17 protein-coding genes are annotated in these 15580 nt (G+C 57.0%); all 17 read left to right on the top strand.

Annotation, left to right across the window (positions count from 1 at the left end):
- Positions 1–3: 3 nt before the first annotated feature.
- The 17 genes from DDZ17_RS08155 (at position 4) to DDZ17_RS08075 (ending at position 15575) form a co-directional block, all read left to right on the top strand.
- Positions 4–735, top strand: a complete 732-nt coding sequence (locus tag DDZ17_RS08155; RefSeq protein WP_116365651.1) for a TIGR03747 family integrating conjugative element membrane protein — start codon at positions 4–6, stop codon at positions 733–735.
- A gap of 95 nt (positions 736–830) precedes the next feature.
- A complete protein-coding gene (locus tag DDZ17_RS08150) occupies positions 831–1232 on the top strand; it encodes an MbcA/ParS/Xre antitoxin family protein (protein ID WP_116365649.1) in 402 nt (133 codons plus the stop codon).
- Positions 1229–1921 (top strand): RES family NAD+ phosphorylase, encoded by a 693-nt coding sequence (locus tag DDZ17_RS08145; protein ID WP_116365647.1) that lies wholly within the window; start codon positions 1229–1231, stop codon positions 1919–1921. Before DDZ17_RS08150 ends, DDZ17_RS08145 begins: the two co-directional genes overlap by 4 nt.
- Positions 1922–1926: 5 nt before the next feature.
- Positions 1927–2517, top strand: a complete 591-nt coding sequence (locus tag DDZ17_RS08140; RefSeq protein WP_116365645.1) for a 3'-5' exonuclease — start codon at positions 1927–1929, stop codon at positions 2515–2517.
- A gap of 212 nt (positions 2518–2729) precedes the next feature.
- Complete coding sequence (locus DDZ17_RS08135) at positions 2730–4943, top strand: KAP family P-loop NTPase fold protein (RefSeq protein WP_116365643.1); 2214 nt, start codon at positions 2730–2732, stop codon at positions 4941–4943.
- Between the two features lie 208 nt (positions 4944–5151).
- The gene (locus DDZ17_RS08130) at positions 5152–5454 is read left to right on the top strand and encodes an integrative conjugative element protein, RAQPRD family (RefSeq protein WP_116365641.1); all 303 of its coding nucleotides are present in this window, start codon (positions 5152–5154) and stop codon (positions 5452–5454) included.
- 9 nt (positions 5455–5463) lie between these two features.
- Positions 5464–5694 (top strand): TIGR03758 family integrating conjugative element protein, encoded by a 231-nt coding sequence (locus DDZ17_RS08125; protein WP_116365639.1) that lies wholly within the window; start codon positions 5464–5466, stop codon positions 5692–5694.
- Between the two features lie 97 nt (positions 5695–5791).
- The gene (locus DDZ17_RS08120; RefSeq protein WP_116365637.1) at positions 5792–6163 is read left to right on the top strand and encodes a TIGR03745 family integrating conjugative element membrane protein; all 372 of its coding nucleotides are present in this window, start codon (positions 5792–5794) and stop codon (positions 6161–6163) included.
- 32 nt (positions 6164–6195) lie between these two features.
- A complete protein-coding gene (locus DDZ17_RS08115; protein WP_116365635.1) occupies positions 6196–6573 on the top strand; it encodes a TIGR03750 family conjugal transfer protein in 378 nt (125 codons plus the stop codon).
- Positions 6548–7222, top strand: a complete 675-nt coding sequence (locus tag DDZ17_RS08110; protein WP_116365633.1) for a PFL_4703 family integrating conjugative element protein — start codon at positions 6548–6550, stop codon at positions 7220–7222. Before DDZ17_RS08115 ends, DDZ17_RS08110 begins: the two co-directional genes overlap by 26 nt.
- Positions 7222–8073: a TIGR03749 family integrating conjugative element protein gene (locus DDZ17_RS08105; protein ID WP_116365631.1), complete on the top strand. Its 852-nt coding sequence runs from the start codon at positions 7222–7224 to the stop codon at positions 8071–8073. Before DDZ17_RS08110 ends, DDZ17_RS08105 begins: the two co-directional genes overlap by 1 nt.
- A gap of 15 nt (positions 8074–8088) precedes the next feature.
- Positions 8089–9525: a TIGR03752 family integrating conjugative element protein gene (locus DDZ17_RS08100; protein WP_116365629.1), complete on the top strand. Its 1437-nt coding sequence runs from the start codon at positions 8089–8091 to the stop codon at positions 9523–9525.
- The gene (locus DDZ17_RS08095; protein WP_116365627.1) at positions 9470–9928 is read left to right on the top strand and encodes a TIGR03751 family conjugal transfer lipoprotein; all 459 of its coding nucleotides are present in this window, start codon (positions 9470–9472) and stop codon (positions 9926–9928) included. Before DDZ17_RS08100 ends, DDZ17_RS08095 begins: the two co-directional genes overlap by 56 nt.
- A 13-nt stretch (positions 9929–9941) precedes the next feature.
- The gene (locus DDZ17_RS08090; protein ID WP_116365625.1) at positions 9942–12668 is read left to right on the top strand and encodes a conjugative transfer ATPase; all 2727 of its coding nucleotides are present in this window, start codon (positions 9942–9944) and stop codon (positions 12666–12668) included.
- A 110-nt stretch (positions 12669–12778) separates the two neighbouring features.
- Positions 12779–13216 (top strand): TIGR03757 family integrating conjugative element protein, encoded by a 438-nt coding sequence (locus tag DDZ17_RS08085; protein ID WP_241505822.1) that lies wholly within the window; start codon positions 12779–12781, stop codon positions 13214–13216.
- Positions 13213–14238: a TIGR03756 family integrating conjugative element protein gene (locus DDZ17_RS08080; RefSeq protein WP_116365623.1), complete on the top strand. Its 1026-nt coding sequence runs from the start codon at positions 13213–13215 to the stop codon at positions 14236–14238. The genes DDZ17_RS08085 and DDZ17_RS08080 overlap by 4 nt, the downstream gene beginning before the upstream one ends.
- Complete coding sequence (locus tag DDZ17_RS08075; protein ID WP_241505821.1) at positions 14235–15575, top strand: integrating conjugative element protein; 1341 nt, start codon at positions 14235–14237, stop codon at positions 15573–15575. The genes DDZ17_RS08080 and DDZ17_RS08075 overlap by 4 nt, the downstream gene beginning before the upstream one ends.
- Positions 15576–15580: the final 5 nt, after the last annotated feature.

Genomic DNA, 15580 nt, shown 5'->3' with positions numbered 1-15580 from the left:
AGCATGGCCGAGCCCCGTGATCCCCGGCGAGCGGTGGCAGCACCCGGTACGCTGTCCCGGCTGCTGACGGGGCTTGCCCAGTGCCTCAAGTGGCTGTTTCTCTCCCTGCTCTTCTCCATTCTGGTGGAGTGGGTCGGGATGGTGTTCTGGTGGGAGGGGCAGGGCCTCGGCCACAGCCGTCAGATGCTAGTGGCGGAATTAGAGTTCCTGGGTACCGACTTTCAGCAGAGTTGGATCACCGCCGAGCCGATGGCCTTCGCCAGTCGGCTCTCGGAGGGGATCTACCGGGTGGCCTTTGAGTGGACGGGGGTGGTAGATCTGATCCGTTGGATCACGCCGGTACCGGCTGCTGAGGAAATCGGTCTGCGGCCGCTGCTGCACAGCCTCTACCGACCGGTGTCTGAGTTCGTTCTGGCCGCCATGCAGATCACGCAGGTCTTCGCCGTGCGACTGGCTATCCTGGCGCTGGCGACGCCGGTGTTCGGGTTGTTCACCGTCGTGGCGCTGGTGGATGGGCTGGTGCGGCGGGATCTGCGGCGTTGGGGCGGGGGCAGGGAAAGCTCCTTTGTCTACCACTACGCCAAGAAAGCCGCCATACCGCTGATGATCATGGCTTGGGTTGTGTACCTGGCCTTGCCCTGTAGCTTGCACCCCTCCTGGATCATCCTGCCATTCTCACTGGCGTTTGCCTTCGCGGTCACCATCACCGCCAGCACCTTCAAAAAGTACCTCTGATACAGTTGACTGTAAAAATACAGTCTGCTAGCCTGTATTTGAATACTGTAACAGTACAGTATCGGGTAAGGTAACGAGGTTGAAAGGAGGTAAGCATGATCGCTCAAGCTGAACAACTGCTGCAACGTGGTTCCAGTGTTACCAGCGCGTTGCTGCCGGCGATTTTCACTATCTTCAGCCAATGGCGCCTGACCGGTGCTCAGCAGATGACCCTGTTGGGGCTCAGCAACGAAAAGACCCTCTACAACTGGAAGAGCCAGCCGGAAAAGGCCAAGCTGACGCGGGATCTGCTGGAGCGGGCCAGCTACATTCTGGGGATCTATAAGTCCCTGGAAATCCTGTTCCCCGATCCGGCACTGGCCGACCAGTGGCTGGCCACGTCCAATGACAATCCGCTCTTCAACGGCACAGCGCCGCTGGACCGCTTGCTGGCCGGCCAGGTGGTGGACCTGGCGGTAGTGCGGGATTTCCTCGATGGTCAGCGGGGTGGCTGGTGATCGATATCGATACGCTGCCCGGCAGTGAGGTCAATGGACCAGCCTACCGGATCATACTGTCGCGCTACCCCCAGATTCACCTGTTCGAGCGCGTCTCCAATCCCCAGGATTGGGACGTACTCTACGCCGTCGAGTCCCTGACCAATCCCAGGCTGCGCGATGAAGTCGGTGATATCCGACTGGTACCACCGGAAGATCGTGTGTATGGCGATGGCGCCTCCTGGATCATGGCGGCTTTCACCCACCCCCCGGTCGATGGGCGAGGTGGTCGCTTCAACCGGGACTTCGGTATCTATTACTGCGCCGCCGACGAGGCGGTGGCCATCGCCGAATCGGCCTTTCATCGGGCGCGCTTCCTGCGGGAGTCCCGCATCGACAAGACCACCCAGGACATGCGCGTGATTCGCGCGCATGTGGGCCCGACAACCCTCCACGATGTACGTCATCTGTCCGGCGATACCATCTATGATCCGGATCATTACGGTGAAGCTCAGCAGCTCGGTTACGCGTTACGTGGTGCCAGAAGTTTCGGTATTCACTACCAGAGCGTGAGAGCGAAAGGGGAGTGCTACGGGGTGATGCGCGCTCGAGCATTGTCTGATGCGATTCACTGGCGGTATCTGCGCTACCACTATGATCAGGGGGCCATCGTCCAGGTGGAATCCCTCGATGGCGGTGGCAGGAGGTGATCGAAATGTATAAAGAACTACTGTGGATTTTCACCCAACTGCCGGACGACTACATTGTCCTCGACACGGAAACCACCGGACTCCCGGACGAAAATGGCCTCCCGGATATTGTGACGCTCGGCATTACCGTCGTGAGGCATCGGGAGATTGCAGCATCTGTCGAATTTCAAATCCGACCGCAGAAGCCAATATCGGCTCAAGCGCAGTCGATTCACGGGATTACCAACGAACAGGCCGCCGAATTCGAACCCTTCGAGTCGCAATGGCAACGGATTGCCGAGTATCTGAAGGGGCAGCTCATTGTCATCCACAACGCCAGTTTTGACTGGCCTATCCTGTTGGATCACGTTGATTGCTACGGATTGGGAATGCCAAAAGTTCAAGGGGTGTTTTGCAGCCAGAAAGCAGCTATCTCCTGGGCGCAGGCGATGAATCTCCCGTGCAGTCAGCGAGGTCCTTCGTTAGATACTTTGACCGGAGTGCTTGGTATAGAAGATCTCAGAGCTAAGAACAATGAAACTCATGGGGCGGGAAATGATAGCCACCAAACTGCTCAAATTTCAGAGGTCATGAGACGCAACGGAAACATAGATTAAGTTTGAAGCTTGAGTCACGATAGATAGGAATAGGTAAAGGTGCCCGGTAAGCAGCCCCAAGTGGAAGATTTTTCCTGAATCGCGTGGAGTAGAGAATTTCTCAGAAACCTGACATAAGCGCTGTACCTGAGCATCAGGATCTCACTCCCAAGATTTTTGCGAGTCCTCGAATAAAAGTTTTGTGTTACAAGAAATTTCAGATTGGAGAATAGATGACAACAGTTCTGGATTCAGATCGCGCACTCGAAGATGAGTCAAAGGATCAATTTGGCTTTGCTGGAATAGCCAAACGACTCGCGCCATCAATCGTGGAGGCATCGAAGGGCGATGGTATGGTAATTGGGCTCGAGGGGCGGTGGGGCTCAGGAAAAACGTCACTTTTGAACTTCCTTCGTTCCGAATTAGAAGTCGCTCAGGAAGCAGGAGTTCATACCATTACTATTGCGCCATGGCTGAATGGTGATACTTCGTCTTTGGTCTCATCCTTGCTGGAGCCCATGACAGCTATATTGAAAAAGAAAGAAGAAGAAATTGCGGCATCTAGTGGCGAACAAGCAAATGCAATGAAAGAAAGGATGGTCGATGTCGGCCGGTTGCTCCGTGTCTATGGTCCAAAAACGGCCCGCAGGGCCGCTTCGGTTGCAAACGTCGCCGGATACTTTGTTCCTGGAGCCCAGATTGTTGGTGATGTGTTGGAAGCGGGCGCAAATGCGGCAGATCAAGTGCTGCCTTTGGGTCCAACACCATCTGAAATCAAGCAAGATTTAGCGCACAAGTTCCAAGAATTAGATATTGGTTTTGTTGTCATACTCGATGATCTTGACCGCCTCGAGCCCGACCAAGCAGTCGAGGTTGTTCGACTGGTTCGCTCTGTCGCTGACTTTCCAAAAGTTGTGTACCTGATGTGTTATGACCGAGAAGTATTGGCTCAGGCGCTTACGACAGGCCTTAAAGTTGCAGATGGAGATCTTTTTCTTCAGAAGATCGTGCAACTCACTTTCAATCTTCCACTTCCAGAGCCGTTCGATCTTCGAACTCAGTTTTTAGCTGAAGCGAAGGCAATCTATGCAGAGGCAATAGGTAATGATTTGGAAGGCCCGTTACTCGACGATTTAAAGTCGGCTGTCGACCGGGAAGGCGGGGGGTTATCTACGCCGCGTGAAGTTAAACTTTCCTTGAACAGTATTCGTTTTGTGTTTCCGCAGGTTAAAGACGATGTGTACTTCCCAGATTTTTGTCGTCTGTATCTAATCAAGATCACAAACTACAAACTATATAAGTGGCTAGAGGTTTACCTCTCAGTTCGCTCCGTTTTGATGACCGGTGACGCAGTTATTTCAAATGATGAAAAGGCCAAATTGGGTAAAGAGCTTAAGATTCTTTTGCCTTCTGGTGATGTGGGTTCAGGTGCCTCGATATTTAATTTGCAACGCTTCATTCCCGGCGTAGACGATGCTGAGGAGCCAGAAAAACGTGTTTTTAACATGATAAATTCGTCGGAAGTTTCTGAGTCAATCGGGCTGAAACGGCTTGGTAGTCCATTACACTATCGATTTTACTTTGCTCTTACTGGTCCAAAGACAGTAATGCCGGATGAAGATTTTAATAATCTAATGGAGCTGGCTCGCAGTGACTTTGAACAATTAACCACACGCTTGGCCGAAGAAGCTATGAAGCGTCGTAACTCAGGAAAAACTTGGTTTGAGTATGTGCTAAACAGGCTAGACGATGACTCCATATCAGGTCTAGATGAGGATCAACTGTCCGGGATAGTCCAAGCGCTATCTGGAATGATGGATGTTGCGATGAAGGAAGATGGTGGGCCTCGTTCACTCTATCTTTCGCCTGGCGCTGACAGAGTTGCCAACAGAGTAGCGAAAAGTTGCCTTGAAAGGTTGCGTGAACTTAATCCCGATAGGCAGGCTGCAACTGTCCGGTATATGGCACGCGAAGGGACGGCCATCAATTGGTTAATTGGAAAGTTCTTCAGGAGCCAACTTTTCCGCCATGGAAGAGTCGGAGACGAAGCCGTGAGCCCTGATCAATGGGAAATATCGGATCAAGTTCTAGATGAAGCTATCGAGATCTTGAAAGAGCGTGTCAGCCAGCAAGATACACAAGACCTGATACCAAATTTACCGGATATTTCAGCCTACCTTTATGGTTGGCTAAACCTGACTGAAGACGATCAAGCTGTGGTGTGGGTTCGAGAATATTGCGAATCAGACGAGGGTTTTCTCGATATCCTGAACCATCTTAGGGGGTGGTTGATGAGTGACAAAGTCTATTACCCTCTATCCGAAGAGGCCGTTACCAGGTTTCTCGATTGGGGTGATGTGACCGCACGCTTGGCGGCGATGGAAGGAGGTGAATTCGCAGATAAAGTTGAGGAGCTTCAGTTGGCAATCAAGCAATCTCGGCATTAGAAGAAGCACCGATACCAATGATGTGCATATGCCAAGTGAATCGGCAACGGCCCTTATGTCTTGTTCCGCAAAGTTAGCTTTTGGTCAGTGAGCAGACAATGAGAATCCAGATTCAAAAACGACTCCACCCAGGGAATAGATTTTCCATCGCTGACCTCGGTTAACTCTCGCACTATGCCCCGTATCAACCCACGGGAGCAGCAGTGCGATGAAACGCCATCTCTGGCTACCTTCTTTTTTCCTCATTGGATTATTGGCACCGGTGATCACTTCGGCGGATACCGGTGCCGAGCGCGATGCCCTCGCAAAGGTCATCCACGATCTGAATGCCCTTGAGGCGGCCATAAAGCAGGCCGAGGCCAATACCAATCCGGATTCCCGTATCCGCTTTCGTTATGACTGGCTGCGTCAGGATCTGAAACAGATCAAGGAAGGTATCGAGGCCCACATCGACTCACCTCGAGCACAGCCACGCTCGTTCCCGCCACTGCGCGGCGACTACCGTCGGTAGGCCCTGCTCATGAACGCTGCACAAGTTGCCGCATTCCAAGCTGGGTCCGGTATTACGCCAGCGACACTGTTGACTGCCATTGCATCGATCGTCCTGGTACTGGCTTTTGTCTGGGTTATTTGGATTTCCATCGGCACATTTCGAGCCTGGCACGAAGGTCAGGCTACGGTCTTTGATCTCACCTGGAGCACGCTGAGGGCAAGCATTGTGTTGATGGTTCTGGGCTTCTATTTGCGGTGAGTCACTCGACAACACTCGGTTTGGGCGGGCGGCGTGCCGCAATGGGATGCGGGGATAATCCCCATTTTCATCAGCGTTACAAGAGAGGACATTGGTTATGGAAAAATCAAACACACAATGCGGATTCAGGCATATGCGCGAGCACTTCCGGGCTCTATTGCTGGCGACAGCGCTATTTCCTGCACCGCTTTGGGCGGTACTGCCGACGCCGGTGGCACCAAGCACAGCGCCAGCCGCGGGTGACTGGATTGGCCTGATCCAGGGCTATATCAAAGACGGTGGTCTCGTACTGGGGCTGGCCATTGCAGTGCTCGGCTTCCTCTGGATCGCCTATCTTGGCTTCGCCAAATTTAACGAGGCACGCCAGGGTAAGGCGGAATGGGCTGAGGTGGGCGTGCTCGGCATTGTCGGAGCGATTGTCCTGATATTTGCCAGCTACCTACTTACTGAAGCGGCCGGTGTCATTTGAGGCGCTATACGCAAAGCCGCGGAGGAAAGGCGATGTCCAACGACCATGAAGTTCTGGCGGATCGGCTGAATGCCGAGCCCGCCATTTTCAAAGGTTGCTCATCCTCAGAGCTGGGCACGATTGTGGGGCTGGCTATAACCGTGTGGTTGCCCCTCAGTTTGTTACTTGCTTGGTTGCTTGGCGCCATCACTATGGGGTTTGGCATTGCCGGTGTCGGCGTGGTGGCGACAGTGGTTGCTTTTGCGACGCTGTTTCAGCGAATCAAGCGCGGACGCCCCGAAGGGTATTACCAGCAATGGCTGCGTATTCGGCTGCAGGCTCTGGGACTTTCTCGTGCACCGTGGGTGTTACGTTCGGGCGCTTGGGACGTCGGGAGGACGCAGCATGCGCCGTTATCGTCTCGAGATTGATAACGTCCGCGCACACCTTCGCTCTCTATGGGTCGTCATCGGTTTGCAGGGGCTGATAATTCTCGCGCTCTGGATTGGCTGGAGTCAGGCTCCGAAGCAATTGCGGGTCTATGTGCCGCCGGATCTGCGCTCTGGAGCAGTCCTGGCGGCGGAGGAGGTGCCTCCAGCCAATGTCTATGCGTTCGCGTTCTACATCTTTCAGCAGCTCAATCGCTGGTCTGAAAACGGCGCAACAGATTATGGCCACGCGATTTTCCGGATCTCGCCTTACCTCACACCGCGGTATCGCAATGAGCTGATAGACGATATGGAGCTCAAGGCGCGCCGCGGTGAGTTGGCATTCCGGGTGCGGGGCGTGCATGAAGTACCCGGTCACGGCTACGAGGAACGCCGGGTCGATGTGTTGTCAGCCGATGTTTGGGTGGTGTGGCTGGACCTGGATTTGTTGGAATCCGTGAAAGGCATGACCGTCAAGCAAACCAGCATTCGCTATCCCATCCGCGTGGTGCGCCAGGCAATCGACCCTGAAACCAATCCCTGGGGTCTGGCACTGGATGGTTATGGCGCTGATGGCCCCCGTCGCCTCAGTAAAGGCGAGCTGTCGGAGTCAGACGCAGCCGGTGCTGCGCTCAACAAGGAGCCCTCGTGATGGCTGCCTCACACTATTCTACGCCCAGCCAGTGGATTGTCCTGGTTCTATTCTGGGTTCTCTCTCTGTCCACTATTCAAGCTGCCGCGACACAAGACACATCAGCTCATGCCGATGAGATCGTCTCGACTGGCCCTGAGCGTGTGCTCTGGCGCAAAACACCGATCGCTATTCCGTTGGTCGTGGGTGAGGAGCGGCTGATCCATTTTCCCGACTCGGTGAGTATTGGCCTGCCGCAGTCGCTGACCCCGTTCCTGCGCAGCCAGAGCATCAACGGTACGCTCTACCTGCTGGCGGGACAGCCCTTCGAATCGACCCGTGTGATGGTGCGCTCTGAGAACGGTGGCCCCTTGTTTGTTCTCGATATTTCGGCAGCGTTGAACGTCGATGAACGACCGCCACTCGCTGAAGTGCAGGTGGTGTTGGAGTCGAGTAAAGCGGAGGTGGGCGCTGTGGTTGCTGACACCGCCACCGCCAGCCGATTCACGCAGTGGGGTTACGTCGCATTGACCCGCTTCGCCGCGCAACAGCTCTATGCACCGGAAAGACTCATACCCAATGCGCTGGGAGTGGTCGCCATACCTGTCAAGGATGCCCCCGTCGACCTACATCGTGGCGGTAGCGTTGAAGCGGTGCCCGTGGCGGCCTGGAAGGCGGGATTGCGGTATGTCACCGCGGTCAGACTGACCAACCGTACCGCCAAGGCGGTCATCCTGGATCCCCGCGAACTCCGCGGTGCCTGGTTGGCGGCTACGTTTCAGCATAATCGTCTACTGCCCTCGGGAAGCGACGCAGATACCTCGGCCGTGTATCTGATCTCTGACCGGCCCTTCGACGTGGCCCTTTGGTGAGGAGGGACAGGTAGCATGTCGATGGTCACCAGTAATCGTTTATTACCCCTTCTCGCCGGCTCGGTGCTGCTTCTGACGGCTATGGTGGCCATAAAGTCCTGCTCACCCGATGCGGCACAGCCGCAACTGTTGGATGCGGTACCGCAGGCGCCCAAACCGGATGCCGATACACCCGCCGACACCATCAAGACCTTAACAGCCAATGTCAGCGCCATGACGTCGGAACTCAATGCACTACGAAGAGATAACACCGCGCTGAAACAGGAAAATCGCGATCTGATCAAAGACCGTAAGCAGATCGAAAACAATGTGCTGTCCCGGTTGGAGCAATCACTGGCTTCGAAGCGGGCGGACACGGACCCCCAGGCCTCGACGTCAGCCATCGCCGCATTAACCGCCAGGGTAGACGCACTGGCGAACCGCTACGGTACGCCGGGCAATCCGTCATCCCCTGCAGGTACTGACCTTCCCGTCGGACTCGGCCTGGATGGCGTGAGATCCGCAACGCCGGATTTGGAAGCGCTGGTGTGGATCAGCCCCCTGGAGCTTGCATCATCACCCGACGATGACCAGGAATCATTGTTCAACCGCTACAGCCGTACAGGGCGCACCGCGTTGGATCATGCGAGCCCGTCAGTGCAGTCGTTGGTGGACAAAGGTGGCGAAGCGCTCAACCCGTCATTGCCGGTCTATACCGTGCCACGGAACGCAACCCTGATCGGTTCCACCGGCATGACCGCCCTGGTGGGGCGGGTACCGATTCAGGGGCAGGTTCGCGACCCCATGCCCTTCAAAGTGATCACCGGCAAGGACAACCTGGCCGCTAACGGACTGCGGATTCCGGGTGTCGAAGGCATGATCTGGAGCGGCACCGCCGTCGGGGACTGGACGCTGTCCTGTGTGACCGGGACCTTGGAATCGGTGACCTTCGTGTTCGAGGACGGCACCATTCAAACCCTTTCCAGTGATGATAGATCCAGCGGCGGCAATCAGCTGGGTGGTTCCAGTGGAAGCAGCAATCGACCACTGGGATGGATTTCCGATGCGCAAGGTATCCCCTGTATCACCGGTGAGCGCAAGACCAACGCGCCGGCATTCCTGGCCCAACGCATTGGCGTGATGGCGCTTGAAGCCGCCGGCGAGGCCGCCGCGCAGGCCGAAACCACCACCTTGATCAGTGACTCAGGCAATGCCACCAGCGTGGTCTCCGGTGAGACAGGTCAATACATCCTCGGCAAAACCCTCAGCGGGGGCAGCGACGAAGTGGCGAAGTGGTTGAGGGAGCGCCAGGCGCAAAGTTTCGATGCGGTCTTCGTACCCGCGGGCGTCGAGCTGGCGATCCATGTCGACCATGAACTGCCCATCGATTTCCATTCCAATGGCAGGAAACTCCATCATGAAACGACTCTCCTCGGACAAGCGACGACCAACTCTGGTTCTGGTCTTGATTAGCGGCTTGACGGTCGGCTGTGCCAGCAACAAAGAAACCGTATTGCCACAGGACGGCCCGACCATGAAGTCCATCTACGATCAGCACATGGTCGATGTTCAGCAGTCCGATCAGCGACGCGCCATGGGTGGCCAGCCATTACCGCAATCCGGTTTCGAGCACTACCGCGGTTTTGTGAGAGAAGCGGCCAACGAAATCGACACCGTATTTCCGCGCCTGCCCAATCCCACGCTGGTGATGTACATCTTTCCACACCTGTCAGGCCGAGAGCGCACGCCGGTACCGGGGTATGTCACCACCTTTCCATTTTACGAAACGGTGGAGTACGCATTACCGGGAGAAGTGCCGGGTGAGGTGTCCCCAGCGCCACCTTTGACCGCCGACCCCACTCAGCCAGACAAATAGGCAGGATTGCCCGATGCCAGCGAAGAGAACAAGTCAGGGCGACGGTGCGCCATTAACCAGCGCGTCGATCAAACGGCAGTACGAGCGACCCCCGTCTTTCACCGATCTGTTGCCCTGGATGGAATATATCCCTGAGAGCAAAGCATTCCTGCTGGAGGATGGCATCAGTATGGGCGCGCTGTTCGACATAACCCCGGTCGGCTGTGAAGCCAGAACACCGGGGTTTATGTTGCAACTGCGGGATGCGATCCAGGTCGCGATCAACGAATCCATTCCCGAGCGGGATGAAGCGCCCTGGGTGTTACAGATTTATGTGCAGGATGAGCCTCGGCTGCATCGTTTTAATACATCGATGGAACAGTATCCGTCGCCAGCGGTTCGCGCATCGGCATATTCGCACTATTACCAGTCTGTGATGGCCCGCCACCTGCAGGCGATCTCGAGGGCGGGAGGCTTGTTTGAGGACACCACCGTGACCGGCTCTCGCTGGCAGGGACAGCAACGCCGCATTCGTGTGGTACTTTACCGCCGTCTCAAACACAACGGTAAATCCCCTTCGGTACTGGAAATGGAAGAGGCCCTCAATGATGTGGCCATCAAATGGATCGCGTCGTTGGCCTCGGTCGGTATCAAGGCCAGGCGGGCCGATGGCCAGGCCTTTTATGAATGGCTACTGCCCTGGTTCAATCCCCGACCGGGCGTGGCCAAGGGTGATCCGCAAAGCCTGCTACAGATTGCACCCTATCCCGGGGATGAAAACCTGCCATTCGGGTACGATTTTGCTGAGCAACTGACCCTGTCGATGCCGCGCTCCGATGAGGGCACGGCGAGCTGGGTGTTCGACAACATGCCCCATACCGTCGTGACCGTGCAAAGCCTTCGGCGCACACCGGATATTGGGCATTTCACCGCCGAGCGCCAGGCCGGGGATCAGGTATTCTCGTTATTTGACCGGCTGCCCGAGCATACGGTCATGGCCATGACCATCACCATCAAACCCCAGGACACGACCCGTAACCACATTGCCCAGATCAAGCGCGCCGCGGTGGGGGATTCGGCGGAAGCGTCCATCACGCGGGAAGATGCTGAACAGGTCGAGCGGGAGATGGCGCAGGGCAACAAACTCTACCCCGTGAACCTGGCGTTCTATGTGCGCGGTGAGGATCACAAGGCCTTGCGTGCCAATCTGAATCGACTCAACGCGCTACTGCTGCCCAATGGCCTGCAACTGATCACCCAGGAAGCGGATTTGCTCGCACTGGACAGCTATATCCGCAACCTCCCTATGGCCTTTGACGTGGAACTGGACAAGTCACGGCGCCGGTCGCGCCTGATATTCTCCCGCCATATCGCCAATCTGGTACCGTTCTACGGGCGCTCCCGTGGGACAGGCCATCCGGGCCTGGTGTTCTATAACCGCGGGGCCGAGCCGCTGGTGTTTGACCCGCTGCATCGGGATGACCGCAAGAAGAACGCCCACATGCTGATTCTCGGGCCGACCGGGGCGGGGAAGTCAGCGCTGTTGGTGTATTTGCTGCAACAGATGGTGGCGCGCCACCGGCCCCGCATCTTCATTATCGAAGCGGGAGGCTCGTTCTCCCTGTTGGGGCAGCACTTTGCCGGCCACGATCTGTCGGTCAATCAGATTACCCTCAATCCCAGCGTCGATGTCAGTCTGCCTCCGTTCGCCGATGCGCTGCGCCTGCTGGAGCGGCGCCAGTCGTTCAACCCGCTGGACGTCAACGATACGGCTATCGAAGCGTCACTGGATGATGAGGATGTGGAGGACGAGGGCGGCAACCGGGACATTCTCGGTGAAATGGAGATTGCCGCGCGCATCATGATCACCGGCGGCGACGAGCGCGAGGATGCCCGCTTGACCCGAGCAGACCGGCTATTGATCCGCAACGCCATATTCCTCGCCGCGAAAACGGTGAAAGAGACCAGTCGAACGCAGGTGATTACCCAGGATGTCGTCGATGCCTTCCGGGCCATTGCCGCCAATCGTGAACTCCCTGAACACCGGCGCAACCGTGCTCTGGAGATGGGTGATGGCATGGCGCTGTTTTGCTCGGGGCTGGCGGGGCATTTCTTTAACCGGCCGGGGCAGTCCTGGCCGGAAGCCGATGTCACCATCCTCGAAATGGGCATGCTGGCCCGCGAAGGCTACGAGGATCAGCTTACTGTCGCCTACCTGTCGATGATGAGCAATATCAATGATCTGGTGGAACGCCACCAACACGACGATCGCCCCACGCTGGTGGTCACCGATGAAGGCCATATCATCACCACCAACCCCCTGCTGGCGCGCTACGTGGTCAAGATTACCAAGATGTGGCGCAAGCTCGGTGCCTGGTTCTGGATCGCTACCCAGAATCTGGAAGACTTCCCGGACGCCAGTCGCAAGATGCTCAATATGATGGAGTGGTGGCTCTGCCTGGTGATCCCGAAAGAAGAGGTGGAGCAGATAGCCCGCTTCAAGGATCTGAATGACGAACAGCGCAACCTGCTGCTCTCAGCGCGCAAGGAGCCAGGGAAATATGTGGAGGGCGTGGTGTTGGCCGACAAGGTCGAAGCCCTGTTCCGCAATGTCCCGCCGGCCCTGTCTCTGGCGCTGGCCATGACAGAAAAACACGAGAAGGCCGAGCGTGCGGCGATTATGCGCGAAAAGAACTGCACGGAGCTGGAGGCGGTTTACGAGATCGCCCGACGTATCGAAGAATCGCGCAAGCGGGAGTAGGGCGGAGCAGAAACCCCCACGTCTTCGGTCAGAATTCTTCGTTTCCCTCCTCCCGACAATCCCTCAGCATGAATGCCTTGTCAACGGTATCTGAGGCTGGGTGACCGCCGGTGAATGCTCGAAAGCCCCTCCGTCTTCTTTCAACCTTCTTCGTCGTGCTGTGCTACCAGTCGATTGAGGCGAGCGAGATCCCAGGTTCGATCGAGGTTTTCATCGACTCCTTCCACCCAGTTCAGAGCGACGCTGACGCTACGTCGGTTTACGTGATCGATCGTATAGACCGACTGCAGCAGGAACTCTCCAACGATTTGCCCGCGGATCCCGAAATCGCAAAGCAGATGACGCTTCGGCACCTGCAGCGCATGGGTGTCGGGCTCAGTGGTGAACTGGAAAATGCCGCTACCGGGCTGGTCAAGGCGATGCAGTATGGCCTTGATCGCTATCCCGCCATTGTCTTCGATGGCAAGTTTGTCGTGTACGGCATGACTGACCTTGTCGCGGCAATCCAGCTGTATCAGGAGTGGCGGGCCGGGGAGCGTTGCCCATGATGCGTAGTCTCCGCCGTTTCGGACCTATCCTGCTGATGTGGGCCTCTCTCATGGGACATGCCGGATCCATCACTACCACGGAAATCGTGTCCCAAACCGCGAGTGCAGCACTGAGTTGTATGCGCTGGATGCCGGTGGGGATGTGCTTTTGGCTGCGCTGTTCCCTCTATGAATGCAATATCGAGACCTCGATCAAAGTTGGCCATTACCAGCCGGATGCGGTGGTGAGCAGCTACAACGATCTCGGCGGCAATCCCTGGACAGAGATCCGCAGTGTGCTTGGGGCCGCACAACATTCGGCCGCCACGGGACTTCTTGGCAGCCTGATTGGCGTGCCCATAGAGAGCGCCGGGAATCGAACAGAAGGCGGGCAGGGCAACAGGGACCACCGTAATCTGATTTTCCGGGAGACCGATGTCATCGGACATCCGGTGAGCGCGCTCTCAGATATTGTCGCGGGTACTGGCTACCTGTGCGAGTCCGAAACCATCTCCTTCTATCCCTATTTCATGTCCAGTCTGGATGCGCTTTCCTGGCGGATGGAGATCCCGGAGATGTTCTATCCCGCCAGCTCGATTCCTGGTCTGCGAGAAATTGGCACCTGGCCGCTCCAGACCTGGGGAGGTGTGTACCCGAGAACGGGATGGACAACGCAGGCGGAGGAGCCCAAAGCGGCGGCGATCAACGCCCAACGCGCCGGGGATATCGTGACGCGAGGTGGCCAACCGCACATTTACCACCAGATCTCGCCGTCCTCCAGCACGGACCAGCGAATCTGGTCACCGGGCCCGTTGGTTGAAGGCGATCCAGAGACTGGCGAATGGCAGATGCTGCTGCCCCGAGCTGAATCCAGCTGCAGCGTATTTGGCACCAACGATCTGGCAAGCGCCGCGGGTTGGGGCGGTGGCCGCGTCGACGAGGAGGGCGACTATGCCTGGAACCTTTGGCGGCCTTACCAGTGCTGTGAACGGCAGGGTCAGTTCTTCCTGTACGACATCAACTGGATCATCTATCCACCATGACCAAACGCACTGTGCTTTGTATATCTCTGCTCCCGTCACTCCTGATGTTAGGTCATGGCGCGAGCGCCGCACAGGCGCCGACTGAAGATGGTTTGTGGTACTACGAAATCGGTGGTGCGGAACCGGTTTCGGTACCCGCCAATCCAGCAGTGGTTTCTGTCACCTTGGGTGGGTCTGCTCAACTGGGGCTGGGCTATAGCTGCGGCAAGTTCGATCCAGTGGCCGCAGTGACCAACACCCTGAATGATATCGGGGCTGGCGTTGACGACATGATGAACGCCATGACCGCCGCCGCCACGAGTGCCATAGCGGCTTTGCCCGCGCTGATCCTGCAGCGGGCCAACCCCGGTCTTTACGATCTCTTTCAGAACGCGCTGATCAAGGCCGAGGAAACCATGCAGCTGGCCACCAAGTCCTGTGAGCAGATGGAGGCCGAGATTGCCCAGGGCAAGAACCCCTATGCCGATTTGATCACCGTATCCAAAGGGAACGACTGGAAGGTACAGATGGGGATTGGCGGCAATGATGCGGTCACCGCCAAAGACACGGTGGAATCCTCCAATGGCGATAACGGCGTGCCCTGGATCGGTGGGCAGGCTGGCGGCAGTGGCCAGCCAGTGCTGGAGTTCACCGGTGATATCGTCGAGGCCGGTTACAACATCAATATGAATCGGGCTGTGACCGACCCCAGTCCGGTCCCGGCCGCATCGGCCACGCGCCTGTCGGAAATCTGGGCATCACCGGCCGACGCCCGCGATTGGACGGTGGATGTGGTGGGGGAGAACATCGTCACTACCTGTGACACCTGCCGCAAGGACAGTATTCCCGGTACCGGCCTGCTACCGAAGCTCTATCAGGAGTCGGCCATTGTCACCACTGAGATCCAGAACCTGGTCAGCGGCGCGACCCCGCCCACGCTGGTCAATCTCGATCAGATCACCGCTCCCGGTGTGGCCATCACTCGCCAGGTGATCGAGGCGATCCGCGAGATGCCGGCCTCCGAGCAGAGCCTGATCATGGGGCGTCTGGTCTCCGAGATCAGCACCGCGCGCACGGTCGAGAAAGCTCTATATGCCCGCCGTCTGCTGTTGTCGGGACGCCAGGTACCGGAAGTTTACGCCACCGAGGTGGCTCGCGAACATGCCGACAACTCCATCGCCGAGCTTGATAAAGAGATTGAAAACCTGCTGTTCGAAACCCGGGTGCGCCGAGAAGTGGTCTCGGATACCGTTGCCACGCTGCTCGAGCGAGCGGCTGCGAAACGGCAGAGTTCACTGACGGTACCAGAGGTGCCGACACTCGACCCCAACCCCTTGCGAGGCGGTCGTGTGCAGTAATACCC

This window comes from Parahaliea mediterranea, from assembly GCF_003402235.1.
GTDB lineage: Bacteria > Pseudomonadota > Gammaproteobacteria > Pseudomonadales > Halieaceae > Parahaliea > Parahaliea mediterranea.
The sequence above is the reverse complement of the archived record's forward strand: the minus strand, read 5'-3'. Positions and strand labels throughout refer to the sequence as shown.

What these genes read in the sequence shown, in the direction of transcription:
- DDZ17_RS08155 (WP_116365651.1), top strand. Translation starts at nt 4, where the DNA reads ATGGCCGAGCCCCGTGATCCCCGGCGAGCGGTGGCAGCACCCGGTACG.
- DDZ17_RS08150 (WP_116365649.1), top strand. Translation starts at nt 831, where the DNA reads ATGATCGCTCAAGCTGAACAACTGCTGCAACGTGGTTCCAGTGTTACC.
- DDZ17_RS08140 (WP_116365645.1), top strand. Translation starts at nt 1,927, where the DNA reads ATGTATAAAGAACTACTGTGGATTTTCACCCAACTGCCGGACGACTAC.
- DDZ17_RS08135 (WP_116365643.1), top strand. Translation starts at nt 2,730, where the DNA reads ATGACAACAGTTCTGGATTCAGATCGCGCACTCGAAGATGAGTCAAAG.
- DDZ17_RS08130 (WP_116365641.1), top strand. Translation starts at nt 5,152, where the DNA reads ATGAAACGCCATCTCTGGCTACCTTCTTTTTTCCTCATTGGATTATTG.
- DDZ17_RS08125 (WP_116365639.1), top strand. Translation starts at nt 5,464, where the DNA reads ATGAACGCTGCACAAGTTGCCGCATTCCAAGCTGGGTCCGGTATTACG.
- DDZ17_RS08120 (WP_116365637.1), top strand. Translation starts at nt 5,792, where the DNA reads ATGGAAAAATCAAACACACAATGCGGATTCAGGCATATGCGCGAGCAC.
- DDZ17_RS08115 (WP_116365635.1), top strand. Translation starts at nt 6,196, where the DNA reads ATGTCCAACGACCATGAAGTTCTGGCGGATCGGCTGAATGCCGAGCCC.
- DDZ17_RS08110 (WP_116365633.1), top strand. Translation starts at nt 6,548, where the DNA reads ATGCGCCGTTATCGTCTCGAGATTGATAACGTCCGCGCACACCTTCGC.
- DDZ17_RS08105 (WP_116365631.1), top strand. Translation starts at nt 7,222, where the DNA reads ATGGCTGCCTCACACTATTCTACGCCCAGCCAGTGGATTGTCCTGGTT.
- DDZ17_RS08100 (WP_116365629.1), top strand. Translation starts at nt 8,089, where the DNA reads ATGTCGATGGTCACCAGTAATCGTTTATTACCCCTTCTCGCCGGCTCG.
- DDZ17_RS08095 (WP_116365627.1), top strand. Translation starts at nt 9,470, where the DNA reads ATGAAACGACTCTCCTCGGACAAGCGACGACCAACTCTGGTTCTGGTC.
- DDZ17_RS08090 (WP_116365625.1), top strand. Translation starts at nt 9,942, where the DNA reads ATGCCAGCGAAGAGAACAAGTCAGGGCGACGGTGCGCCATTAACCAGC.
- DDZ17_RS08080 (WP_116365623.1), top strand. Translation starts at nt 13,213, where the DNA reads ATGATGCGTAGTCTCCGCCGTTTCGGACCTATCCTGCTGATGTGGGCC.
- DDZ17_RS08075 (WP_241505821.1), top strand. Translation starts at nt 14,235, where the DNA reads ATGACCAAACGCACTGTGCTTTGTATATCTCTGCTCCCGTCACTCCTG.